Origin of the sequence: Sphingosinicella sp., from assembly GCF_052388015.1 — a bacterium.
In the GTDB taxonomy this organism is placed as follows: domain Bacteria; phylum Pseudomonadota; class Alphaproteobacteria; order Sphingomonadales; family Sphingomonadaceae; genus Allosphingosinicella.
The window spans coordinates 1-20,942 of sequence record NZ_JBQTIN010000012.1; the positions used below are offsets into that span (position 1 = coordinate 1).

General features: G+C 68.5%; 25 protein-coding genes, 1 tRNA gene and 2 pseudogenes. 21 read left to right on the top strand and 7 right to left on the bottom strand.

What is annotated here, in order from left to right; translation table 11 throughout:
- The 17 genes from ACT4N3_RS00730 to fliS all read left to right on the top strand — a co-directional run.
- Window positions 1–620 (top strand): flagellar M-ring protein FliF C-terminal domain-containing protein (locus ACT4N3_RS00730; protein WP_444853289.1); only part of this gene is annotated, 620 nt, incomplete at its 5' end.
- A gap of 6 nt (window positions 621–626) precedes the next feature.
- Window positions 627–1,664 (top strand): flagellar motor switch protein FliG, encoded by a 1,038-nt coding sequence (gene fliG / locus ACT4N3_RS00735; protein ID WP_444853290.1) that lies wholly within the window; start codon window positions 627–629, stop codon window positions 1,662–1,664.
- Entirely contained in the window at window positions 1,657–2,262 is a 606-nt protein-coding gene (locus tag ACT4N3_RS00740; protein ID WP_444853291.1) for a FliH/SctL family protein, read from the top strand. Before fliG ends, ACT4N3_RS00740 begins: the two co-directional genes overlap by 8 nt.
- Window positions 2,259–3,584: a FliI/YscN family ATPase gene (locus ACT4N3_RS00745; RefSeq protein ID WP_444853292.1), complete on the top strand. Its 1,326-nt coding sequence runs from the start codon at window positions 2,259–2,261 to the stop codon at window positions 3,582–3,584. Before ACT4N3_RS00740 ends, ACT4N3_RS00745 begins: the two co-directional genes overlap by 4 nt.
- Complete coding sequence (locus ACT4N3_RS00750; RefSeq protein ID WP_444853293.1) at window positions 3,581–4,009, top strand: hypothetical protein; 429 nt, start codon at window positions 3,581–3,583, stop codon at window positions 4,007–4,009. The genes ACT4N3_RS00745 and ACT4N3_RS00750 overlap by 4 nt, the downstream gene beginning before the upstream one ends.
- Window positions 4,009–5,202 (top strand): flagellar hook-length control protein FliK, encoded by a 1,194-nt coding sequence (locus ACT4N3_RS00755; RefSeq protein ID WP_444853311.1) that lies wholly within the window; start codon window positions 4,009–4,011, stop codon window positions 5,200–5,202. Before ACT4N3_RS00750 ends, ACT4N3_RS00755 begins: the two co-directional genes overlap by 1 nt.
- Before the next feature lie 11 nt (window positions 5,203–5,213).
- Window positions 5,214–5,813 (top strand): flagellar basal body-associated FliL family protein, encoded by a 600-nt coding sequence (locus ACT4N3_RS00760; protein WP_444853294.1) that lies wholly within the window; start codon window positions 5,214–5,216, stop codon window positions 5,811–5,813.
- A gap of 41 nt (window positions 5,814–5,854) precedes the next feature.
- On the top strand, window positions 5,855–6,778 hold the full coding sequence (locus ACT4N3_RS00765) for a flagellar motor switch protein FliM (RefSeq protein ID WP_444853295.1): 924 nt from the start codon (window positions 5,855–5,857) through the stop codon (window positions 6,776–6,778).
- A 17-nt stretch (window positions 6,779–6,795) separates the two neighbouring features.
- A complete protein-coding gene (gene fliN / locus ACT4N3_RS00770; RefSeq protein WP_444853312.1) occupies window positions 6,796–7,098 on the top strand; it encodes a flagellar motor switch protein FliN in 303 nt (100 codons plus the stop codon).
- Entirely contained in the window at window positions 7,098–7,382 is a 285-nt protein-coding gene (locus tag ACT4N3_RS00775) for a flagellar biosynthetic protein FliO (protein ID WP_444853296.1), read from the top strand. The genes fliN and ACT4N3_RS00775 overlap by 1 nt, the downstream gene beginning before the upstream one ends.
- Window positions 7,375–8,232 carry a flagellar type III secretion system pore protein FliP gene (gene fliP, locus ACT4N3_RS00780; RefSeq protein ID WP_444853297.1) on the top strand — a complete coding sequence of 286 codons (858 nt, stop codon included), beginning with the start codon at window positions 7,375–7,377 and terminating at the stop codon, window positions 8,230–8,232. Before ACT4N3_RS00775 ends, fliP begins: the two co-directional genes overlap by 8 nt.
- A gap of 10 nt (window positions 8,233–8,242) precedes the next feature.
- The gene (gene fliQ / locus ACT4N3_RS00785) at window positions 8,243–8,521 is read left to right on the top strand and encodes a flagellar biosynthesis protein FliQ (protein WP_444853298.1); all 279 of its coding nucleotides are present in this window, start codon (window positions 8,243–8,245) and stop codon (window positions 8,519–8,521) included.
- Complete coding sequence (gene fliR, locus ACT4N3_RS00790) at window positions 8,518–9,300, top strand: flagellar biosynthetic protein FliR (protein ID WP_444853299.1); 783 nt, start codon at window positions 8,518–8,520, stop codon at window positions 9,298–9,300. The genes fliQ and fliR overlap by 4 nt, the downstream gene beginning before the upstream one ends.
- A 3-nt stretch (window positions 9,301–9,303) precedes the next feature.
- Window positions 9,304–10,440 carry a flagellar type III secretion system protein FlhB gene (flhB, locus tag ACT4N3_RS00795; RefSeq protein WP_444853300.1) on the top strand — a complete coding sequence of 379 codons (1,137 nt, stop codon included), beginning with the start codon at window positions 9,304–9,306 and terminating at the stop codon, window positions 10,438–10,440.
- 30 nt (window positions 10,441–10,470) lie between these two features.
- Entirely contained in the window at window positions 10,471–10,734 is a 264-nt protein-coding gene (locus ACT4N3_RS00800; RefSeq protein ID WP_444853301.1) for a hypothetical protein, read from the top strand.
- A 74-nt stretch (window positions 10,735–10,808) separates the two neighbouring features.
- Window positions 10,809–12,425 carry a flagellar filament capping protein FliD gene (gene fliD / locus ACT4N3_RS00805; RefSeq protein WP_444853302.1) on the top strand — a complete coding sequence of 539 codons (1,617 nt, stop codon included), beginning with the start codon at window positions 10,809–10,811 and terminating at the stop codon, window positions 12,423–12,425.
- 35 nt (window positions 12,426–12,460) lie between these two features.
- The gene (fliS, locus tag ACT4N3_RS00810) at window positions 12,461–12,865 is read left to right on the top strand and encodes a flagellar export chaperone FliS (protein WP_444853303.1); all 405 of its coding nucleotides are present in this window, start codon (window positions 12,461–12,463) and stop codon (window positions 12,863–12,865) included.
- Between the two features lie 3 nt (window positions 12,866–12,868).
- On the opposite strand, the gene ACT4N3_RS00815 is transcribed toward fliS, so the two are convergent.
- From ACT4N3_RS00815 to ACT4N3_RS00845, 7 genes and pseudogenes are all read right to left on the bottom strand, one after another.
- The gene (locus ACT4N3_RS00815; RefSeq protein ID WP_444853304.1) at window positions 12,869–13,996 is read right to left on the bottom strand and encodes a sigma-54 interaction domain-containing protein; all 1,128 of its coding nucleotides are present in this window, start codon (window positions 13,994–13,996) and stop codon (window positions 12,869–12,871) included.
- 111 nt (window positions 13,997–14,107) lie between these two features.
- Window positions 14,108–14,183, bottom strand: a tRNA-Phe gene (locus ACT4N3_RS00820).
- A gap of 84 nt (window positions 14,184–14,267) precedes the next feature.
- Window positions 14,268–14,402: pseudogene (locus ACT4N3_RS00825) on the bottom strand (DNA gyrase inhibitor YacG); the annotation flags it as partial.
- A gap of 8 nt (window positions 14,403–14,410) precedes the next feature.
- Window positions 14,411–15,355 carry a ribonuclease gene (locus tag ACT4N3_RS00830; protein WP_444853305.1) on the bottom strand — a complete coding sequence of 315 codons (945 nt, stop codon included), beginning with the start codon at window positions 15,353–15,355 and terminating at the stop codon, window positions 14,411–14,413.
- Window positions 15,348–15,926 carry a Maf family protein gene (locus ACT4N3_RS00835; RefSeq protein WP_444853313.1) on the bottom strand — a complete coding sequence of 193 codons (579 nt, stop codon included), beginning with the start codon at window positions 15,924–15,926 and terminating at the stop codon, window positions 15,348–15,350. Before ACT4N3_RS00835 ends, ACT4N3_RS00830 begins: the two co-directional genes overlap by 8 nt.
- Window positions 15,923–16,171 (bottom strand): translation initiation factor IF-1, encoded by a 249-nt coding sequence (gene infA, locus ACT4N3_RS00840; protein WP_444853306.1) that lies wholly within the window; start codon window positions 16,169–16,171, stop codon window positions 15,923–15,925. The genes ACT4N3_RS00835 and infA overlap by 4 nt, the downstream gene beginning before the upstream one ends.
- 70 nt (window positions 16,172–16,241) lie before the next feature.
- Window positions 16,242–18,278 (bottom strand): alpha/beta hydrolase family protein, encoded by a 2,037-nt coding sequence (locus ACT4N3_RS00845; RefSeq protein WP_444853307.1) that lies wholly within the window; start codon window positions 18,276–18,278, stop codon window positions 16,242–16,244.
- Window positions 18,279–18,384: 106 nt separating this feature from the next.
- Between ACT4N3_RS00845 and ACT4N3_RS00850 the strand changes: the two are divergent.
- From ACT4N3_RS00850 to ACT4N3_RS00865, 4 genes and pseudogenes are all read left to right on the top strand, one after another.
- A pseudogene (locus ACT4N3_RS00850) lies at window positions 18,385–19,139 on the top strand (IS5 family transposase).
- A gap of 43 nt (window positions 19,140–19,182) precedes the next feature.
- Window positions 19,183–19,869 carry a transposase gene (locus ACT4N3_RS00855; protein ID WP_444853308.1) on the top strand — a complete coding sequence of 229 codons (687 nt, stop codon included), beginning with the start codon at window positions 19,183–19,185 and terminating at the stop codon, window positions 19,867–19,869.
- A gap of 179 nt (window positions 19,870–20,048) precedes the next feature.
- Entirely contained in the window at window positions 20,049–20,342 is a 294-nt protein-coding gene (locus tag ACT4N3_RS00860; protein ID WP_444853309.1) for a hypothetical protein, read from the top strand.
- A 357-nt stretch (window positions 20,343–20,699) separates the two neighbouring features.
- The coding region (locus ACT4N3_RS00865) for a hypothetical protein (protein ID WP_444853310.1) at window positions 20,700–20,942 on the top strand (243 nt) is incomplete at its 3' end.

Genomic DNA, 20,942 nt, shown 5'->3' on the forward strand with positions numbered 1-20,942 from the left:
TCGCCGCCGGTCGGCGCAGCGAGAATTACAACCGCAACTTCGCGCTCGGCCGGGAAGTGTCGGTCACCCGCCAGCAGAGCGGCGCGGTCAGCCGGGTCTCGGTGGCCGTCGCGCTGCGCAACACCGAGGGACGGCCGCGCAGCCGCCAGGAAATCCAGCAGATCGAGGCGCTCATCCGCGGCGCGATCGGCTTCAACCAGGCGCGCGGCGACGTGGTCGCGATCAACGCGCGCGATTTCGTCGCGGCGCCGGAATCCACCGCCTCCTGGTCCGAGGCCGCCTGGATCTCGCCTTTGGTCCGCAACGGCAGTGCGATCGTCATCGTCCTCTTGTTCGTGTTCTTCGTCGGGCGGCCGCTGCTCAAGAAGGGCTCGGCGGCGCTCGCCAAACGGGCCGAGAACCGCAGCCAGGCGCGCAACTCGGTCGGCGGCGAGATCGCCAACGTGCTGGCCGACCGCGCCCGTTCCGATCTGGAGATGAAGGTGAGCCTCGAGATGATCGAGGCGACCCGCGACTATGAGGCGCGCGCCGCGCTCATCCGCACCTTCGTCCGCCAGGACCCCGCCCGCGCCGCTTTGGTGGTGCGCGATCTCATCCGCGTCGACGCGCAAGGAGCCTGAACCGTCATGGAGAATATCGAGCCGGTCGTTCCTCCCTCCGTCACCCCGCGCGCCGGGCCCGGCGGCAGCGAGGCGGCGGCGATCCTGTTGATGATGCTCGGCGACGCCGAGGCGGCCGAGATTCTAAGCCATCTCGACCCGCATGAGGTCCAGCATCTGGGCAGCGCGATGTTCAACGTCGCCGACGTCTCGGAGAACCAGGTCGAGCAGGTGTTCAACACCTTCATGACCCGGACCAAGGCGCGCACCACGATCGGCTTCGGCGCCGCGCCGCGCATCCGCGCGGTGATGGAGCATGCGCTGGGCGCCGAGCGGGCCGAGGGCATGCTCGCCCGGATCACCCCGCCGACGCGCAGCCGCGCGCTCGATGCCCTGCGCTGGATGGACGCCCGGACGATCGCCGCTTTGGTCGAGCCCGAACATCCGCAGATCGCGGCGCTCGTGCTCGCCCATCTCGAGCCGCCGATCGCCGCCGACGTGCTGCAATTGCTCCCGGCCGAAGCGCAGCCCGACATCATCTATCGCGTTGCGAAGCTCGAATCCGTGACGTCCGAGGCGCTCGAGGAGCTGGAGCAGATCCTGATCCGAGAAGGCGCGCGCGTCACGACGACGCCGGCCGCCGCGCGCGGCGGCGCCAGTGAGGCGGCGAAGATCATGAACAATATGCGGCCCGGCACCGACAAGCCGATCATCCGCACCCTCGCCAAGGCCGACAAGCAGCTCGCCCAGAAGATCGAGGACGAGATGTTCATCTTCGACGACCTTGGCGAGCTGGACGAGAAGAATCTCGGCGTCTTGCTCCGCAACGTCGAGAATGACGTGCTCATCGTCGCGCTCAAGGGCGCCGAGGAAGGTCTGCGCGAGAAGATGCTGGGCTGCATGTCGGCCCGCGCCGCGGATTCGATCCGCGACGAGATGGCCGAGCGCGGCCCGATGCGGCTCGCCGAGGTCCACGAGGCGCAGAAGGAGGTGCTCGCCACCGCCCGCCGCCTCGCCGACGCCGGCACCCTGATGCTCGCTGGCCGGGGGGACGATTATGTCTAGGCTGCTGCGCCAGACCGATCCCAGCGAGATCGCACCGCTCGGCGGCTTCGTGCTGCGGCGGGGCGAAGCCGCGTTCCGGCCACGGCCGAGCGCTGCCTTCGGGCTGGCCGGCGAGAATGATCTGGACGGCGAGGGTGAAGCCGAAGCGGACGCTTATGCCCAGGGCTATGCCGACGCACGGGCGACGATCGAACTTGAGATCGCCGCCGAGCGCGACGCGATCGCCCGGCTCGCCGGCGCGCTCGAGATGTTGAAGCCGGAGCCGACCGGGGCGCTCGCCATGCTGCTCGCCGAGACGGTGGACCGGCTGGTCCGCCAGGTCGTCGGCGAGGTCGAGATCGACGGCATGACCCTGCTCGCCCGCGCCAGCGAGGCGGCGGAGCTGATCGGCAAGGACACCGAGCCGTCGCGGCTCCGCGCCCATCCCGAGGACGCGGCGCTCCTCGAGACGGCGGAACTGGAGATAGAATTGCTCGCCGATCCGGCGCTGGAGCGCGGCGCGCTCGTGCTGGAAACCGGCCATGGCTGGATCGAGGATGGGCCGGCGGTCCGGCTCGAGCGCCTGCGCACTGCTCTCGACCGGATGGGGGCGAAATGAGCCTGGCTCTGGATCAGGCCCGCCAGATGCTGGCGCCGGTGCATATCGCCGGCGGGCCGCGCCGTATCGGCCGGCTCGCCGCCTATGACGGGCTGATGATGGAGGCGACCGGCTTCTCGCGCCCGATCGGCGCCGGGGCGCGGATCATCGCCGCCGACGGCCATGCGGCACGCGCCGAGGTGGTCGGCTTCAAGGGCTCCCGCTCGCTGCTGATGGCGCTGGACGGCGACGCCGCCCATGCCGCTGGCGCGCGGGTCGAACCGGATTCGTCGAGCAGCCTGGCCGATGTCGGCCCGGCCTTGCTCGGCCGGGTTGTCGACGCGCTCGGCCGGCCGCTCGACGGCCTGGGCCCGATCGCGACCGCCGAGAGCTGGCCGCTCGCCGGCCGGCGCGGCAACCCGCTCGACCGCGGCCGGGTGACGCAGATATTCGACACCGGCGTGCGGGCGATCAACGCGTTGCTCACCGCCGGCGTAGGCCAGCGGATCGCGATCGTCGCCGGCTCCGGCGTCGGCAAATCGGTGCTGATGGGCCAGATGATGGTCGGCGCGGACGCCGACGTGATCGTCGTCGGCCTGATCGGCGAGCGCGGCCGCGAGGTCAGCGACTTCCTGGCCACCAAGCTTCCGCCGGAGGTGCGCCGCAAGGCGGTCGTCGTCGCGGTCCCCGCCGATCATGCGCCGCTGCTGCGGCTGCGCGCCGCGATGCGGGCGACCGCGATCGCCGAGGATTTCCGCGCCCGCGGCCTCAAGGTGCTGCTGCTGCTCGACAGCCTGACCCGCATCGCCCATGCGCAGCGCGAGATCGGCCTGTCGCTGGGCGAGCCGCCGACGGTGAAGGGCTATCCGCCCTCCGCGCTCGGCCTCATCCCGCGCCTTGTCGAGCGCGCCGGCGCGGATTCGATGAGCGGCGGTTCGATCACCGCGCTCTACACGGTGCTCGCCGATGGCGACGACGCGGACGATCCGATCGTCGATGCGACGCGGGCGATCGTCGATGGCCATATCATCCTGTCGCGCGGCCTTTCGGAGCAGGGCGTGTTTCCGGCGATCGACGTCGGCCGCTCGCTGTCGCGGGTGATGGCCGACATCGTCGAGCCCGACCATGCCGAGGCGGCGGCGGTCTTCCGCCGGCTCTGGTCGGCGTTCGAGGAGAATCGTGACCTCATCCTGATGGGCGCCTATTCGGCTGGCAGCGATCCGCTGATCGACGCCGCGATCGTCCGCCGGCCCGAAATCCTGGAATTCCTGAAGCAGGCGCCGGAGGAGCGGGCGAACTTCGCCGACTCCGTCGCCGATCTCACCGGAATGATGGCGATATGAGCGCCCTCGTCCGGCAGCGCGCGCGGATCGTCCGGGTGCGGCGCATCCAGCACGGGGTGGCGGCATCCGCCGCCGTCGATGCGGCGCAGCGCGTCCGGATTATCGAGGGCAATCGCGCCCGGCTCCACCAGATGCGGAGCGAATTGCAGCCAGCCACTGGCATGACGACCGGCGCGGCGCTCGCCCGGATCGGCGAGCTCGGCATGCGCCTGGACGAAGCGCGCTTCGGCCTCGGCACCTCGCTCGGCGCGGCGCGCGCCATGGCCGCGACCCGCGAGGGCGAGCGGCGTGCCGCCCGCCGCGACCAGGAAGGCGCCGAAAAGCTCGAACAGGCGGCTGCTTACGCCGCCGAGGAACAATCCGAACGGCGGCTGAGGATGCTCGGCCGCCGCCGTCCCCGCTTCGCGCAAGGAGAACCAGAGTGATGGCCTCGGTCCCCAACCTTCCGATCGCTCCGGCGGTCCCCACCCCGGGCGTGCCGGGCGCGCCCGACGCCGACGGCGCGGCGCTGGATTTCTTTGCGCAGCTGCTGAGCGGCGGGCCGCTGGTGGCGATCGTCGCCGGACTGGGCGCGACCCCGGCCGAAGCGGTGACTTTGCGCGCGGCGCCGCCCGAAGGCGAAGCCGAAAGCGCCCCCGGCGAGACCGCGCCCGACGGCGCGGCCCAGGCTGACATCATCCCGCTACTCCAGGCGCAGAGCGGCTTCCCGGTCGCCGTCGTGCCGGTCACGCCTGTTGCCGCCGCGGTTCAGACCGAGGCCGCGCCAGTTCAGATGCACACCGTGCCGGTCGCTCAACCGAACGGCGCGAAGGCGCAGTTTCAGGCTGCATCGACGCTCCGGGCCACTCCGGATACGCAGGCGATCTCGCCGGCTGGCGACGATGCGGCCGGCGCCGCATTGGTCGATGCGGCGGTCAAGGCGGCCGTCGAGAAAATCGGCGGCAAGCCGGCCGCAAGGGCCGAGAAGCCCGGCCGCGCAACCTCCGTCGCGCTTCCCCAGAGCAAGTCCGCCGAGCCGGCCGCGGTGAGCATAACGCCGCGCGCGCCGGAGCCAGTCGTCGCGCGTATCGAGACGGCGGTTCAGCCGGCCGTGCCGGTTTCGGCGACCATATCGACCATCTCCGCCGCCCCGCAGACGACGGCGCCCGTCGCCGCTCCGGCGGCGAATGCGGCGCCAGCGGTCGCGGACCTGGTCGTGGAGCGGCAGCTCGATCTCGCCAATGACAATCAGTGGCTCGACCGGCTGGCGCGCGACATCGCCCGCGCCGGCGCGACCGACGAGCCGCTGCGCTTCCGGCTGCATCCGCAGACGCTTGGAACTCTTCAGGTCGAGCTGTCGCAAGGGGAGCGCGGCGCGACCGTGCGCCTCACCGTCGAGACCGAGGCGGCGCGCAACCTCCTGATCGACGCCCAGCCGCGCCTCGCCGCCGAAGCGCGCGCCCAGGGCGTGCGGCTGGCCGGCACCGAGGTCGATCTCGGCACCGCGACCCAGCAAGGCGGCGATCCGCGCCGCAATGCCGAGGCCCAGCCGAACGACGTGGTTCGCATCGTTCGCGGCACCCGGCCCGACACCAACTCATCCGCTCCGGCTCCGGGCCGGTCCGACCGCTACGCCTGAAGGAAGGGACCATGACCGACATCGTCATCGAGGACGTGCCGCAAGAGGCGGCGCCCGAGCCGAAGAAGAAAAAGAAGCGCGGCAAGAAGCTGCTCTTCCTTCTCCTCGCGCTGATCGTCATCGGCGGCGGCGCGGCGGGGGGCTATTATGCGGTTTACGGCGGGGGGCATGAAGCGGAGGCCGAGGATCCGAGCCAACCGCAGCTGGTCGTGCGCGAAGGGGTGAGCGACGAGGCCGCGGCCGAGGCCCGGCAGCGCGCCCGCGGCCGCAACGGCCGGCCCGACCCGCGCGTCTTTCAGGCGACCTACATTCCGCTCGAGGGCAATTTCACCTCGAACCTGCGCGGCGGCGATGCCTTCGTCCAGATCGCCATCGGCGTTTCGACCTTTTACGACCAGCGCGTCGGCGAGCGGCTGACCGCCCACGATATGGCGATCCGCTCCGCGATCCTGACCACCTTGTCGGAGGCGGACCCGGTCGCGATCACCACGTTGCGGGGCAAGGAAGAGCTTAAGGAAACCCTGCGAAACGCGATAAACAACGTGTTAACCAATCGGGAAGGTTTTGGCGGGATAGACGAGGTCTACTTCACGAGCTTCGTCACGCAATGAGCAAGAAATCCACTCTGACCGGCGAGGAAATCTCTGCCCTTATGGCTGACGGCCAGGAGGCCGGGCCGGGCGGGACCAACGGTTCCGCGCGGCCTTTCCCGTTCGGCGCCGAGATCGGCCGGCCGACCCCGACATTGCCGGCGATCGACCGGCTGAACGAGCGGCTGGCGCGCAAGCTGCGCAGCGTGATCGAGCCGCTCGCCCGGGCGAAACCGAAGATCGCCGCCGCGCCGACCGTGATCCGCAATTTCGGCGACTGGCAGGCCGAGCAACCTGAGTTCACCAGCCTCAGCCTCTACAGCTTCAAGCCGATGAAGGGGCCGATCCTCCTGAAGGTGGAATCCGATTTCATCAGCCGGATGGTCGACGCCTTCTATGGCGGCAGCGGCATCACGGCGACCAAGCGCGGCAAGGAGTTCACCGCGACCGAGGAAAGCCTGCTCGGCCGGTTCGCCGAGGCGCTGATTGGCGCGCTCGCCGAGGCCTGGGCGGAAATCATTCCGGCCAAGCCGGCGCTCAGGGCGCGCGAGACCAATATCGGCTATGTCGCGCTGGCCAAGCCCGACGAGCCGGTCGCCGTTTCACAATTCACCGTCCAGCCCTGGCCCGGCCAGACCGCGACGATCGAGTTCCTCTATCCGCTCGCCGGGCTGCGCTCGGTCGAGGCGGCGCTGGCGGCGAAGATGCCCGACGAGGTCGGCGCGAAGAATGCCGAATGGAAGGCGCGACTCGACGCCGCTTTGGGCGAGGTTCGCGTGGAAGCGCGCACCGTGCTCGCCCGCCCCGAGCTCCAGCTTTCGGAATTGATGCGGCTGCAGACCGGCGACGTGATCCCGGTCAGCTTGCCGCATCTTGTGCCGCTCATCGTCGAAGGCCGGCGGATCGCGATCGGCGCGGTCGGCGAGCATGACGGGCGCGCGGCATTGCGGATCGAACGGATCGAACAAGGGAGACTGGCATCGTGAAGGAAGGTCAGGAGATCATGGAGGCGGGGCCGGCGGATGAGTCCGCGTTCTCGCGCCGCAATTACGGCCTCATCGCCGATATTCCGGTGCGGCTCTCGGTCGAGGTCGGCTCGACCGCGCTGAAGCTGTCCGAGCTGATGGAGCTGGCCGAAGGCAGCGTCGTCGAGCTCGACCGGCAGAGCCACGAGCTGCTCGACATCATGGCCAACGGCACCCTGATCGCCAAGGGCGAGGTGGTGACGGTGAACGGCCGCTTCGGCATCCGGGTCGTCGAGGTCGTCGCCGAAGGCGGCGTGGCTGGCGCCGAGCGGCGCAAGTAATGACGACCTATGTCCTCAAATTGCTGGTCCTCGTGCCGCTGGTCGGCGCGATGGCGTTCGGCGCGCTCTGGCTGTGGCGCAAGGTCCAGCCGGGCATGGCGCTGGGCAATCGCGAGCGGCTGGTCAATTTGGTCGACGCGGTCCCGCTCGGCGCGACCGGACGGCTCGCGGTGGTGGATTTTTCCGGCAAGCGGCTGCTGCTCGCGGTGACCCGCACCGGCGGCGTCCAGCTGCTGACCGAAGGCGCGGCGCCCGCCGGAGCCGAGGCGACGGCCGATGCCTGATGTGCTGAAGCGGCTCTTGATCGCCGCGATACCCGTTCTTTTCCTGATCCTGGTCGCCGCGCCCGATGTGGCGCAGGCCCAGGCTCAGCCGCAGGCCCCGGCCGCCCAGGCGGCGCCGGCTCCCGCGCCTGCCGCGACGCCGCCGGGGCCAGCCACGGCGGGCGGCCAGCCCGGCGCGCTCGACCGGGCGATGGGGACGCTCGCCGGCGACGGCCGGCCGCTCTCCCTGAGCTTGCAGATCCTGCTCCTGATGAGCCTGCTGACGGTGCTGCCGTCGATCCTCCTGATGATGACCAGCTTCACCCGGATCATCATCGTGCTCTCGATCCTCAGGCAGGCGATCGGGCTCCAGAACACACCGCCGAACCAGGTGCTGGTCGGCCTCGCGCTCTTCCTCAGCCTGTTCGTCATGCGGCCGGTGGTCACCGAGATCAACCAGAGCGCCTACACGCCTTACGGCTCCGGCCAGATCACGCTGGAGGAGGCGGTGTCGCGCTCCGGCACGGTGCTGCACCGGTTCATGATCCTTCAGACCCGTGAGGGCGATTTGCGCCTGTTCGCGGAGATGGCCGGCACGCCGACCTTCGCGCGGCCGCAGGACGTGCCCTTCTCGATCCTGCTCCCGGCCTTCGTCACCAGCGAATTGAAAACGGCGTTCCAGATCGGCTTCCTGATATTCCTGCCCTTCCTGATCATCGACCTCATTGTCTCATCGACCCTGATGTCGCTGGGCATGATGATGCTGTCGCCGACGATCGTCTCGATGCCGTTCAAATTGCTCTTGTTCGTGCTCGTCGACGGCTGGGCGCTGACGATGGGATCGCTCGCCGCCTCCTTCGCGACAGGGTGAGGCGCGGCTCATGGTCGCCGACAATCCCGATTATTTCATCGGCGTCGCCCAGCAATCGCTGTGGATCCTCGCGCTCGCCTGCGCGCCGATCCTGATTCCGGCTTTGCTCGCCGGTCTGCTGCTCGGCATGGTCCAGGCGGCGACCTCGATCAACGAGCAGACCCTGACCTTCGTGCCGAAGCTGATCGTCGTCGCGATCTGCCTCGCCATCTTCGGCGGCGCGATCATCGGCCTGCTGGTCGATTTCACCCAGGAGATTTTCGCCCGAATCCCTGAGATCGTGCGATGATCCCGGCCGGCTTCGCGGGGGTCGAGGCAACGCTCTGGCTGTGGCTGGTGGCGATGATCCGCCCCGGCGCCGCCTTCCTCGCCGCGCCGGTGTTCGGGGCCAATTTCGTGCCGGTGCAGCTCAGGCTGATCGTCGCGCTCGCGCTCGGCATCCCGGCGCTCAGCGTCGCGCCTTTTCAGCTGCCCGCCGAAGGGCTCGCGTCGATGGCCGGCTTCATGCTGGTCGCGAGCGAGGTGATGGCCGGCCTCGCGCTCGGCTTCGCGGTCCAGATCGGCTTCTCTTGCGCGCTGCTCGCCGGCGAGGTGATCGGCAATGCGATGGGCCTCGGCTTCGCCGCCTCGATCGACCCGCAGAACGGTCAGTCCAATCCGGTGCTCGGCCAGTTCCTGTCGATCCTCGCCACCTTCCTGTTCCTGTCGATCGGCGGCCATCTCGCGCTCGCCGCGACGATCGTCGAGAGCTATCGCGCGCTGCCGCCGGGGGCGGCCTGGATCGCCGCGGACAGCATCAACGGCCTCGTCCTGTTCGGCGGCGTCCTGTTCGCCGCGGGCCTCTCGATCGCGCTGCCGGTCGCCTTCGCGATCGTCCTCGTCCAGATCGTGATGGCGATGCTAGCGCGCTCGGCGCCGCAGCTCAACCTGTTCGCCGTCGGCTTCCCCGCCGCTTTGATGGCCGGCATTGTCCTCCTCGCCATCGCCGCGCCGGTGCTCGGCGAAGGGATCGTCGCGGCGATCCGGATGGGGCTCGAGGAAGCGCGCCGGATCGCGCTCGGAGCCTGAGCCGTGGCCGAGACTCCGGATAAAGACCAGCAAACCGAAGCGCCGACACAAAAACGCCGGCGCGACGCGGCGGGAAAAGGTGACGTCCTTCAGTCACGCGAGCTGGGGACGGCGCTCGTCGTCCTCGTCGGCGCGGCCTGGATCGCCTTCATGGGACCGATGATCGTCGGCACGATGGAGACGATGTTGACCGACGCTTTGTCGTTCGACGCGGCGGACCTGCGCGATTTCGATCCGGCCACGACGGCGCTCCGACTGATCGGCATCGTCATCCTGCCGATCATCGCCTTGTTCGCGCTGACCCTCATCGCGGCGGTCGGCGCACCGGCCATGCTCGGCTCGCTCGGCTTCCGGCCGCAGGCGTTCGGCTTCAAGGGCAGCAAGATCGATCCGATCGCCGGCGTGAAGCGCATTTTCGGCGCGCAGGGGATGATCGAGCTCGGCAAGTCGATCGCCAAGGTCATTCTCCTCGGCGGGGTCGGTGCCTGGCTGCTGCTCGGCGAGACCCGGTCGATGATCGGCCTGTCGGCGCAGGAGATGCGGCCCGCGCTCGCCAATCTCGGCAACACTTTCATCATCGCGGTGCTGGTGATGGCGGTGGCGCTGGCGGCGATCGCGATGATCGATGTGCCGGCGCAGATGTATCAGCGCCTGCAGCGGCTGAAGATGACCAAGCAGGAAACCAAGGACGAGCACAAGCAGACCGAAGGCTCGCCGGAGCTGCGCGCCGCGCTCCGCCAGCGCCAGCGCGAGACCGCCCGCAATTCCGCGCGCAAGGCGATGGTGGAGGCCACGGTCGTGCTCACCAACCCGACGCATTTCGCGGTCGCGCTGCGCTATCGCCCCGGCGAGGATGCGGCGCCGATCGTGCTCGCCAGGGGCCGCGGCGCGACCGCCGAGGCGATCCGCGACCTCGCCGGCGAGCATGAGGTGCCGATGCTCTCCTACCCGCAGCTCACCCGCGCGCTCTATTACACCTCGCGCGCGGGCCAGGTGATCCGCGAGGATCTCTACATGGCGGTGGCGAGCGTGCTCGCCTTCGTCTTCAACCTCGACGCCGCACTGGCGGCGGGCGGCCAGCCCGAGGTCGAGGTGCCGCAGGCCTTGCGCTTCGACGCGCGCGGCATGCCCGAGGCTTAACCCGGGTCAGTTCCGGCCGTTATCGCCAGCATGGGCGAGGATCGGCGCATCGACAGAGGCAACAGCCTTCGCCTGACGCTCGAGGAGATCGAGCGGCTGATGATCCTGGCGAAGCGGGTCGGCGCGTGCGTCGAGCCCTGGGTTGAGCAGCTCGCGGCCGAGCTCCGGGCGGCGGCACCCGAGCCCGCCGCGGACGGCGCGGCGGTCGCGGGCCGGATGCGCTCCAACCCGAAAGATTCGCTGGGTGCCCAGGCGCGGCTCGATCCGCGTGCGATCAAGGCGCTGAAAAGCTGATTCTTCCGCGCTGAATCGCTAAAAAAACGCCCGCCGCAGCCGTTATTCGATGGCAACGCAAGGAGCGCTTCCCAATGGCTGGCACATCCATCGGTTATCAGCTCGGCATCGGTTCCGGCCTCGACGTCAAGTCGCTGGTCGACAATCTCGCCGCCGCGGCCAAGGCGCCCAAGCAGGCGCAGATCGCCAGGCGCGAGGAGGCGAACGCCGCCAGGGTCTCGCAGCTTGCTTTGGTCAGCCAGGGCATCGACGGCTTCGCCTCGGCTCTGTCTTCTTTGATCTCCGGCGGCACTTTGTTCAGCCAGCCGAGCCTGTCCGATCCGGGCGTGCTGAGCGCGACCGCCATCCCGGGCGCGCGGCTGAGCGGTCTCTCGGCGTCGATCGAGGTGACGCACCTGGCGCAGGCGCAGACCCTCTCGTCGGTGCCGCTGCCGGCGCGGACCGATCCGGTCGGTCAGGGCGATCTCACTTTGGTCACGGCCACCGGATCGTTCATCGTCTCGATCACCGCCGCGAACGACAGTCTCGACGGCCTCGCCAAGGCGATCAACGATGTTGACGCCGGCGTGACCGCGAGCGTCGTCACCGACATTGCCGGCGCGCGGCTGGTGCTCAAGGGCGCGACCGGCGCGGCCAATGTCTTCACCCTGTCGGTGCCGGTCGGCACCAGCTCCGGGCTGGAGCGCTTCGCCTTCGGCCCCGGCGTGACCGGTGGCATGACCGAAGCGCTCGAGGCGCGCAACGCGGCGCTGATCGTCGACGGTGTGCCGGTCGAGCGGGCGACCAACAGCTTCGACGATCTGATCGCGGGCGTTCGGATCGAGCTGAGGCGCGGCGCTCCGGGCGTTCCGGTGGCGATGGGTGTCTCGCGCCCCGACGCGGCGATTGCCCAGGCGATGGGCGATTTCGTCACCGCCTATAACGAGCTGATCAACATGGTGAATTCGGCCACCGCAGCTGGTGTCGACGGCGAGGGAGGCGTGTTGCGCGGCGATCTCGGCGTCCGCGAGATGCGCGCCGGCCTCGCCCGGCTGCCGACCATGACCCTCTCCAGCGAGGGCGACGGCCCGCACACGCTGGCCGAGATCGGCGTCCGCACCAACCGCGACGGCAGCCTGTCGCTGGATTCGAGCCGCCTCGCGTCGGTGCTGGCGAGCGATCCCGACGGCGTCGAGGCGCTGTTCAACCCCGGCCAGCGCAGCAGCAGCGCGCTGCTGACGATCAACAGCCTGGTCGGCAAGGTGAAGCCCGGCACATACACCGTGACCAATGTCGTCCCCGGCGTGTCCGGCGGCGACGCGAGCGGCGAGATCGACGGGCTGGCGATGCTCGGCGCGGGCGACAATCTCGTCGCGCCGGCCGGCTCGGCGGCGCGGGGCCTGATCCTCGGCGTCGGCGGCGCGGTGGCGAGCGCGACGATCACGATCGACGCCGGCTTGGGCGGCGCGCTCCAGCTGCTGCGCGATTCGCTGCGCGCCGCGAACGGGCCCTTCACGGGTTCGAGCGACCGGCTGGCCGCCGAGGCCAAGACGATCGCCAAGGACCGCGACGCGCTCGAGACGCGCTCGGAGAAATATTACAATCAGCTGCTCGCCAGCTTCACGGCGATGGAGCGGCAGGTGTCGGCCTTCAAGGCGACCCAGTCCTATCTCGAGCAGCAGGTGAAGATGTGGACCGCCGATCGCAATTGAGCGGATGGCGGAACAACAGTGACGGAGTTTGAGTGATGTTCGTGTCGCTGGGACAATTTACCGGCGCCAGTCAGCGCTACAAGAATGTCGATCTGGGCAGCCGGATCGAGGGCGCGACCCCGCATCAGCTCATCCAGCTGATGTATGATGAGCTGATCAAGGCGATCGACGCCATGGCGGTCGCGGTGCGGCGCGGCGACTATGTCCAGCGCGGCGAGCGCCAGGCGCGCGCGCTCAGAATCCTGAGCGGGCTGGAGACCAGCCTCGATTTCGACAAGGGTGGCGAGATCGCGGCCAGCCTCGCCACCATCTATCGCGAGGCGCGGCGGCTGCTGGCCGCGGCGGGGGCGGAAAATGACGGGGAGAAGGTCGGCCAGGTTCGCACGATGATCGGCGAGATCGCGACCGCCTGGACCCAGATCGGCCTGCCGAAGGACTAAGTATCAGGCGGCGCGCACGTCGTATTTGCGCATCTTCTCGATGAGGGTGGTGCGCTGGAGCGAAAGCATGCGGGCCGCGTCGGCGATCACCCCGCCGGACACCGCCAGCGCCTCTTCGATATAACGCTGCTCGATCTCGGCCAGCATGCCCCTGAGCGCGACCGGCCGTTCGCGGGTGAGCTCGGCCGCGGCGGCGACATCGATCTCGGGGCGGATCGGCACGATCTCGGCGATGGGCTCGGCGGGCGCGGCGAGCGCCTCGGTTGCCTGCCAGAGCGCGGCCCGCTCGGCGGCGCCGACCCGGCCGCGGCGCAGCAGCAGCGCTCCGGCCTCGTCCGCGCCGACGGTGCGGCCGGCGAACAGGATCGTCGCCCGCTCGACGAAGTTGCGCAGCTCGCGGACATTGCCCGGCCAGCCATGCTCGGCGAGCCGCGCCAGCGCGCATTCGGTGAAGCTCGGCCGGCCGACCTTCGGCGCGGCGGCGAGGAAATGATCGATCAGCAGCGGCAGGTCGCCCGAACGCTCGGCGAGCGAAGGCAGGTCGATCGGGAAGACGGCGAGGCGGTAGAACAGGTCCTCGCGGAACGCGCCGGCGTCGATCGCCGCGTCGATGTCGCGATGGGTGGCGGCGACGATCCGTACGTCGACCGCGATCTGGCCCTTGCCGCCGATCCGCTGCACCGCTTTGTCCTCGAGCACGCGCAGCAATTTGACCTGCATGTCGGCAGGCATGTCGCCGATCTCGTCGAGGAAGAGGGTGCCGCCGTCGGCCTCCTCGAACTTGCCGACATGCTGCGCATGGGCGCCGGTGAAGCTGCCTTTCTCATGGCCGAACAGAGCGGATTCGAGCAGATCGCGGGGGATGGCGCCGCAATTGACCGCGACGAACGGGCCGTTGGCGCGGGCGCTGCCGGCGTGGATCGCGCGGGCGGCGACCTCCTTGCCGCTGCCGGACGGGCCGGTGAGGAGGACGGAGGCCATGCTGGGCGCGACCTGGGCGACCAGCGCCCGGAGCGCGGCGATCGGGTGCGAGGCGCCGACAATGGCGTGGGTGGGACCGGTGTCACGCCGCGCTGCCCCCCGGCGCGGCGCGCAAGCCTTTTCAATGCAGCAGCCTTCGGTATCGTCCACGCGTCCCCCCGAACTTGAATCCCGGTTCGAGGTTGGATGTGAAGGAAAATGGTTAATGCGGGGTTAGCCAAACCGGCGCCGAGCGAAGTTTTCGCTTAAGGTGTTGGAAAGTGGTGCCCAGGGGCGGAATCGAACCACCGACACCGTGATTTTCAGTCACGTGCTCTACCAACTGAGCTACCTGGGCATTCCGGCGGGGCCGAAAGGAGAGCGGCCTATAGAGAAGGGTCGCGGCCGCTGTCCAGCCCGTCCGCCGCCTCTCGGGCGAGGCCGGCTCGCCGGGCACGCGATAGCCATCTCCCAGCCAGTTGAGCAGGTCGCGGTCGCGGCAGCCCTGCGAGCAGAAGGGCTTGCGGTTCGGGTCGGCGGGCTTGCCGCAGATGGGGCAGGTGTCGGGACTGGACATCGTCTTCCTCAATCCTGTGCGGGCGCGAATTCGTGCCGCTGGCCGCTGCGCCGGGCGAGCGCGTCCGTCAGCTCCGGCCGCGCCGCCAGCCAGCGATGCGCCCGGCCGGACAGAATATGGTGATGCGGGCCAGGCGGCGAAAGGCGCTCGGCGGCGCGCAGCGCGGCGCGGGCTTCCGCGCCGGCGCGGTCGGCCAGCAGAAGTTCCGGCAGCGAAGGACGAAGCCGGGGGCGGACGATCTGCAGGAAGCCGAAGCCGTTCACCGCGGTCCGCTCGAACGGCTGCGGCAAGGCGGCGTCGAGCGCGGCGGCCACGGCCTGGCGCTCGACACGGCTCGCGAGAGTCGGAAAGTCGATGCCGGTCGAGCCGCCGATGCCGTGGCGGACGATGGCTTGCGCCACGGCCCGCGCGGCAGCGACGGCGAGCGAGCCGAGCGGCGGATCGCCATCGATGTCGAACAAGGTCATGGCGGGCGTGACCGAAAGACGGAGCATTCCGTCGGGAAAGACGATGTCGCCGGTCCGCGCCTCTTCGAGAAGTTCTGACCAGCCGGCGGCTTCGAGCAGGTCGGGCTCGTGCGCGTGCAGGCGACGGACCGGCGAGCCGCTGGCCTCGATCCGCGCCAGCAGGTCCGGTCCCGCACGTGGGTCGGCGTCCGTGACCACCGCCTTCGCCGGCTTGACCCGGCCGCGCTCGGGCATCGCCTCGCGGACGATCTCGACCATCAGCGCCGCGCCCTGGCTGAGACCGGCGACGGGCTTGGCCAGCGCGGCCTCCTCGCCGCCGTCGAGGAGAAGCGCACCGGCACGAGCGTCGACCAGCCGCGCGCGGACAACTGCGCCGACGCGCGGGCTGCCGGACGGCAGCTCGATCTCGGCGATCAGGATGCGGTTGTCGTCGACAAGGGCGGCGCGGTTCTCGCCGATCCCCTCCTCGTAAAGCCACTCAGCCAAGCGGATAGCCGGCGGCGCGGAGCAGCGCGCGCGTCTCGAACAAGGGCAGGCCGACGATGCCGGACCAGGAGCCGGCGACCATCCGGACCAGCGCCTCGGCGCGGCCCTGGATCGCATAGGCGCCCGCCTTGCCGCGCCATTCGCCGCTGGCGAGATAGGCGTCCAGCTCTTCGGATGAGAGTCGCTTGAAGGCGACGATCGAGGTGGCGAAGCGGTGGCGCGCGCGGCCTTCAGCGTCGATCAGGGTGACGGCGCTGTGCACCTTGTGGCGCCGGCCGGACAGCAGACCCAGCGTGGCGCGGGCTTCACCCTCGTCCTCGGTCTTGGGCAGGATGCGGCGGCCGGCCGCGACCACGGTGTCAGCGGCGAGCACCAGCGCGCCGGGCGCCGTCACCGCCGCCGCCTTCGCCGCCGCGATCCGGCGGGCATAGGGGAGGGGAAGCTCGCCCCGATGTGGCGCCTCGTCGATCTCGGCCGGGATCACCGCGTCGGGCGTCGCCCCGATCCGGGCGAGCAGATCGAGCCGGCGCGGGCTTGCGGAGGCGAGGATCAGGCGGGGCGGGTCGCTCAGGATTGCGGGCCGGGCCCGCCGCGGCCGGGCATGAAGCGATAGGTGATCCGCCCCTTGGTCAGGTCATAGGGCGTCAACTCGACCAGCACCTCGTCGCCGGTCAGCACCCGGATGCGGTTCTTGCGCATCTTGCCGGCGGTGTGGCCCAGAATCTCGTGGCCGTTCTCCAGCTTCACGCGGAACATGGCGTTCGGCAGCAACTCGACCACCTGCCCGCGCATCTCGAGAAGTTCTTCCTTGGCCATCCGTGTCCTTGCCTGAAAAAATGCCGCCGCGCCTTAGCGGGTGAATGGAATAATGGAAACCCTCGCGCCGTCAGCGCGGCGTTGCCGCGGGCCGGGGATTTTCGGCACCGGGATCAGCCTGTCCGGTCGGGCGCGCGGCCCCGTCCGCGGGATTGTGTTGTGCAAGGAACGCAGCGACGCGCCGGTAGTAATCAGCCGCCTCAACCGAGTCGGTGAAGCCGTGACCGGATTTACGGTAATAGACGGTTTCGACGGGCGCATTGTGCCGGCGAAGCGCTTCTGCGAGCTGCTGCGACTGCGCCGCCGGAACGACATAGTCATTGGCGCCATGTGCGAGCAACAGCGGCACGCGAAGTCGTTCGGGCTGGCGGAAGGGTGAGATGGCGTTGAGATCGATGCGCTCCTCGCCCTCGATGCGCTGGCGCCAGGCGCGGACATAACGACGCGGAATGAAGGGATTGGCGTTGTAGCGCAGCATCGCGCGCAAATCGCTCGGCCCAGCGAAGCTGATCGCGCAGCGATAGCGTTCCGGGCTGCGCATCGCGGCCCACACCGCGGCATAGCCTCCGTAGGAGCTACCCATGATGCAGACCCGTGTCGGGTCCACGATTCCCTGCGAGGCCAGCCAGGCGATGCCGTCCTCCATGTCGTCGATCATGCCGCTGCCGAGCTGGCCGTAGCCGCGTGCGACGTGATCGCGGCCGTAACCGGTCGAACCGCGGAAATTTGGCTGGAGCACGGCATAGCCGAGGCTCGCGAGCATCTGCACCTCGGTGTCGAAATCCCAGCCGCTGCGAATGAACGGGCCGCCATGTGGAAGCACCACGAGGGGCAGGCCGCGTTCGCCGCCCCCCGGAGGCAGCGTCAAATAACCGGGAATGCGCACCCCGTCGCGACTCTGGTAGGAGAGGGGTCGAACAGGCGCGAAAGCGCGGCCGTGAAGGTTGGTGTAGGGGCTTGCAAACATCTCCATGCGCCGCGCCGCCCGGTCAAAAACATAATAGGTTCCGGGGTCGTTGGCGGCGGTCGAGAAAATCAGGACGCGATTGAGGTCGCGGCTGCGGTTGACGACAAGATTCGTTCGTTCCGGAAAGGTGCGGTCGATTTGCCGTTGCAGCGCCGCCATGTCCGGATCGAGCCAATGCACGCGCGGCCGATCGTCCTGATACTGGACGCCCTCGACCGCGCCGCCCGGCCCGAACATGGCGCTCGTGACATCGACCTCCGGGTGCTCGAAGATGGCGGCGCCGCGCGTGTCGGTGGCGAAATCATAGTCGTAGACGCCGAAGCGCCCGGTCGCGGCATTGGTGATGATCACGCCCCGGTCCGTGTTGGTGACGAAGCGGATCGTATCGACAACGCTGTCGTCGCGCAGATCGCGTCGCGTTTCGACGCGACGCAGCGGCGCCTCGGGCGTGTTGCGATAATAGATGCGCGCGCCGCGCGTCTCATAATCGATGCCCACACGGATGATGCCGTTCGAGTCGGCGAACCAACTCCATACGCCCGGCACCCTGCGCTGCACCTCCACCGAGGCGCCGGTGTCGATGTCGACGCGGACAACGTTGGGCGTGGACTGCAGCGTCGGTTGGCCGGCGATCAGCGCATAGCGGCCATGGGGATCGATAAAGATCGTGTCCGAGAAAAGGCCACGCGACTGGCTGAGCTGCGTCACCTCGTTCTCGGCGAGATCATAGGCGAGGATGGTCCGGCTGGGCCCGTAGGCGATGGCGTTGCCGCTGGCCCTGATGCCGAAGCTCAGCGTTTCAACCAGCAGGCGGGAATCCCCGGCCCAGGCGAAGGACTCGACATCGTCGATGGCGACGATTTGTGGCGGGGCCTCGCGCGGGGCGGCGAGTTGCCAGATGCCGATCCGCTCATGGCTGCCGTTGATGATGCGGGCCGCTATGCGCGCGCCGTCCGGCGAGAGCTGCGGATCAGCGAGGAACGGAAGCTCGGCGAAATCCTCCGGTGCAAGCGCACGCGGCGTTGGCGCTGAGGAAGCGGGAGCTGGCTGCTGTTGCTGGCCGGTCACCGGCGCGGCGGCGACGAGGGCGACCGCGAACAACGCTACGAGCCGCAGATGGCGGAACGGAATTGCCCCCATGCCCTCAGCCTATGCGGTCGCCGGTTCACTAGGGTCCGGACCCATAAACGGGATTCCCAAGGCGGCGAAGGGGTGATTCAACGCGTTCGGTGAGGAGGCGTTGGAGATGGCGGATTTCTTCTGGTTTTCGGATGCGCAGTGGGCGCGGATCGCGCCGTTGTTGCCGACCGGCACGCGCGGCAAGCCGAGGGTCGATGACCGGCGCGTGCTGAGCGGGATCGTCCACGCGCTGCAAAGCGGCGGGCGCTGGGGCGATTGCCCGCGGGTCTATGGTCCCAAGAAGACGCTCTACAATCGCTTCGTGCGCTGGGCCGAGCGCGGTGTCTGGGAGGACATCTTCGCCGCGCTCGCGGGTGCCGGGGAGGCGCCCGACCGGCTGTTCATCGACAGCTCCTGCATCAAGGTCCATCGCACCGCCGGCGGCGCAAAAGGGGGGCCTTGGCCAATGGTATCGGCCAGACGCGTGGCGGCCGAAACACCAAGCTCCATGCCGTCTGCGACGACAGGGGGCGGCCGCACGTCCTCCTGCTAACCCCCGGCAATGTCCACGACATGCGGGTCGCCAAAGCCTGCATCGAAGCCATGCCGCCCTCTGCCGAACTCGTCGCCGACAAAGGCTATGACAGCAACGATCTGAGAGCCTGGCTCGCCGAGCGTGGCACCAAACCCGTCATCCCGCCCAAGCGGCATCGCCGGGTCAAGCTCGACTGCGACGCCGCAATCTACAGGCAGCGCAACATCATCGAGCGCATGTTCTGCCGCCTCAAGGACTGGCGAAGGGTCGCCATGCGCTTCGACCGCAACATCAAGACCTTCATGGCAACCATCGCCATCGCCGCCACCGTTATCTGGTGGCTCTAATGAGTCCGGACCCTAAATACATGAAATTCGTTACGCCACCGCCATGAGCCGTCTGCCCCGTCTCGTCCTGCCGGGCTATCCCTACCATGTGACGCAGCGCGGCAATCGCCGTTTGCAGACCTTCTTCGGCGACGACGATTATGCGCTGTACCGCGACCTGCTCGCGGAAGCCGCGGGCCGGGCCGGGGCGGAGATCTGGTGCTATTGCCTGATGCCCAACCACGTCCATGTCATCGTCGTGCCGGCGGATGAGGACGGCCTGAGGCGCACCTTCGCCGATGCGCACCGGCGCTACACCGGCTTCATCAACGCGCGCCATCGCTGGACCGGCCATTTGTGGCAGGGCCGCTTCGGCGCGGTCGTGATGGACGAGGCCCACCTTGCTTGTGCGATGCGCTACGTGTCGCTGAACCCGGTGCGTGCGAAGCTGGTCGCGCGCGCCGAGGATTGGCCGTGGTCGAGCGTGCGTGCCCATCTGGCCGGCGAGGACGACGAACTCGCGCGGGTCGCTCCCGCGCTCGATCGCTACGGCCGCTTCGCCGATTTCCTCGGCGCGTCCGCCGACGATGGCGAAGCGTGGCGGGCGTTGCGGCGCGCGGAGACGAGCGGGCGGCCGCTCGGCAGCGCCGGCTGGGTCGCCGATCTCGAAGCGCGAACCGGGCGCACCCTCGCCGCGCAAAAACGCGGGCCGAAGCCGAAGATAAGTGTATTTAGTAAACTGACACCGTAATGCGAGTTTATGCCAGCGGAGCGAGCGGCGACGTTCAAGCCGTTATTGGCATGGACATGAGGCCGGGAAATACTTGGGAGACCATCGAGCTGCCAACATTGCAGAGAAATCAAAATGTAAATAGGATAATCACAGTTGACCCTGTTACCAGGCTAGAGAAATTATTGCGGAGACGCTAGATGGATGAATTAAACAAAGCTATTGGTTTGTATGTTGGTTGGGGAATAGATCCGTACCCGAAAGAAGACGAGACGCGAGTATTAGATTATTTTGGATCTGAGAAGGGCAGAGACTTATCGCAGGAAGTAAAAGTGATATTAACACGTTTGCAGAATATCAAGCCAGACTGGAATAGACACGACCTAGCAGGAGCTGGATCATGGGCAGCAGATGAAGTTGCTAGGAGCTTGAATACGCTTAACGAAGAAGGAAAGGCGGCTTTGGCTTGGATATATACATGGTGGTGGAAGTAGCCTTTAATATAGGGGCACGATGACAGGTTAGGGGTTACGGTCGGGGTTACGTGGGTTACGGGGTTACGGGGGTTACGGGGTTACGGTGACAGGTTACGGTGACAGTTTACTAAACCCCCAAACTCGCTTCGCCATTTTCCTACACGCCCCCGATCTGTCATGACGGCCTTGGCGAGTCGCTCGCCGCCGGCTCATTCCACCGTCGACCCCTCCGCGCTCCCCGCGGCTCCGCGCGCACACTTGGTGATTCCGGCACCCGCATCGCGCGCCTCGAAAGCCGCCATGGCCACCGCGAACATTGGGACCATTCGCCCGTCTAGGTCCGGTCGGGCAAAACGGGCGTCGGGACTGTCGGATTTGTCAGGTTTACTCGCCGCTCGCCTCACCCGGCAGACCAAGGCGAGCTTCACCTATGACGCCGGCGCGCGCCTGACCCGCCAGACCGACTGGCTGCGGAACGGCTGGGACGCCGCCCATGACCGCCAGATCGCCTACAACGCCGCCGGCCAAATCGCCTCGGAGACGGTGGCGAACAAGCAGGGCGTCGACACCTGGACCTCCTATGTCACCAATGATTACGGCGCGGGCGGGTCCTATGCG

Bases quoted from the DNA above. Each gene is read 5' to 3' on its own strand.
- ACT4N3_RS00855 (WP_444853308.1), top strand. From the start codon at position 19,183: ATGAGCCGTCTGCCCCGTCTCGTCCTGCCGGGCTATCCCTACCATGTG.
- fliQ (WP_444853298.1), top strand. From the start codon at position 8,243: ATGGTCGCCGACAATCCCGATTATTTCATCGGCGTCGCCCAGCAATCG.
- ACT4N3_RS00800 (WP_444853301.1), top strand. From the start codon at position 10,471: ATGGGCGAGGATCGGCGCATCGACAGAGGCAACAGCCTTCGCCTGACG.
- fliN (WP_444853312.1), top strand. From the start codon at position 6,796: ATGGAGGCGGGGCCGGCGGATGAGTCCGCGTTCTCGCGCCGCAATTAC.
- fliD (WP_444853302.1), top strand. From the start codon at position 10,809: ATGGCTGGCACATCCATCGGTTATCAGCTCGGCATCGGTTCCGGCCTC.
- infA (WP_444853306.1), bottom strand. From the start codon at position 16,171: ATGGCCAAGGAAGAACTTCTCGAGATGCGCGGGCAGGTGGTCGAGTTG.
- ACT4N3_RS00765 (WP_444853295.1), top strand. From the start codon at position 5,855: ATGGCTGACGGCCAGGAGGCCGGGCCGGGCGGGACCAACGGTTCCGCG.
- ACT4N3_RS00860 (WP_444853309.1), top strand. From the start codon at position 20,049: ATGGATGAATTAAACAAAGCTATTGGTTTGTATGTTGGTTGGGGAATA.
- fliP (WP_444853297.1), top strand. From the start codon at position 7,375: ATGCCTGATGTGCTGAAGCGGCTCTTGATCGCCGCGATACCCGTTCTT.
- ACT4N3_RS00775 (WP_444853296.1), top strand. From the start codon at position 7,098: ATGACGACCTATGTCCTCAAATTGCTGGTCCTCGTGCCGCTGGTCGGC.
- fliR (WP_444853299.1), top strand. From the start codon at position 8,518: ATGATCCCGGCCGGCTTCGCGGGGGTCGAGGCAACGCTCTGGCTGTGG.
- ACT4N3_RS00760 (WP_444853294.1), top strand. From the start codon at position 5,214: ATGACCGACATCGTCATCGAGGACGTGCCGCAAGAGGCGGCGCCCGAG.
- ACT4N3_RS00740 (WP_444853291.1), top strand. From the start codon at position 1,657: ATGTCTAGGCTGCTGCGCCAGACCGATCCCAGCGAGATCGCACCGCTC.
- ACT4N3_RS00845 (WP_444853307.1), bottom strand. From the start codon at position 18,278: ATGGGGGCAATTCCGTTCCGCCATCTGCGGCTCGTAGCGTTGTTCGCG.
- ACT4N3_RS00755 (WP_444853311.1), top strand. From the start codon at position 4,009: ATGGCCTCGGTCCCCAACCTTCCGATCGCTCCGGCGGTCCCCACCCCG.
- fliG (WP_444853290.1), top strand. From the start codon at position 627: ATGGAGAATATCGAGCCGGTCGTTCCTCCCTCCGTCACCCCGCGCGCC.
- ACT4N3_RS00745 (WP_444853292.1), top strand. From the start codon at position 2,259: ATGAGCCTGGCTCTGGATCAGGCCCGCCAGATGCTGGCGCCGGTGCAT.
- fliS (WP_444853303.1), top strand. From the start codon at position 12,461: ATGTTCGTGTCGCTGGGACAATTTACCGGCGCCAGTCAGCGCTACAAG.
- ACT4N3_RS00750 (WP_444853293.1), top strand. From the start codon at position 3,581: ATGAGCGCCCTCGTCCGGCAGCGCGCGCGGATCGTCCGGGTGCGGCGC.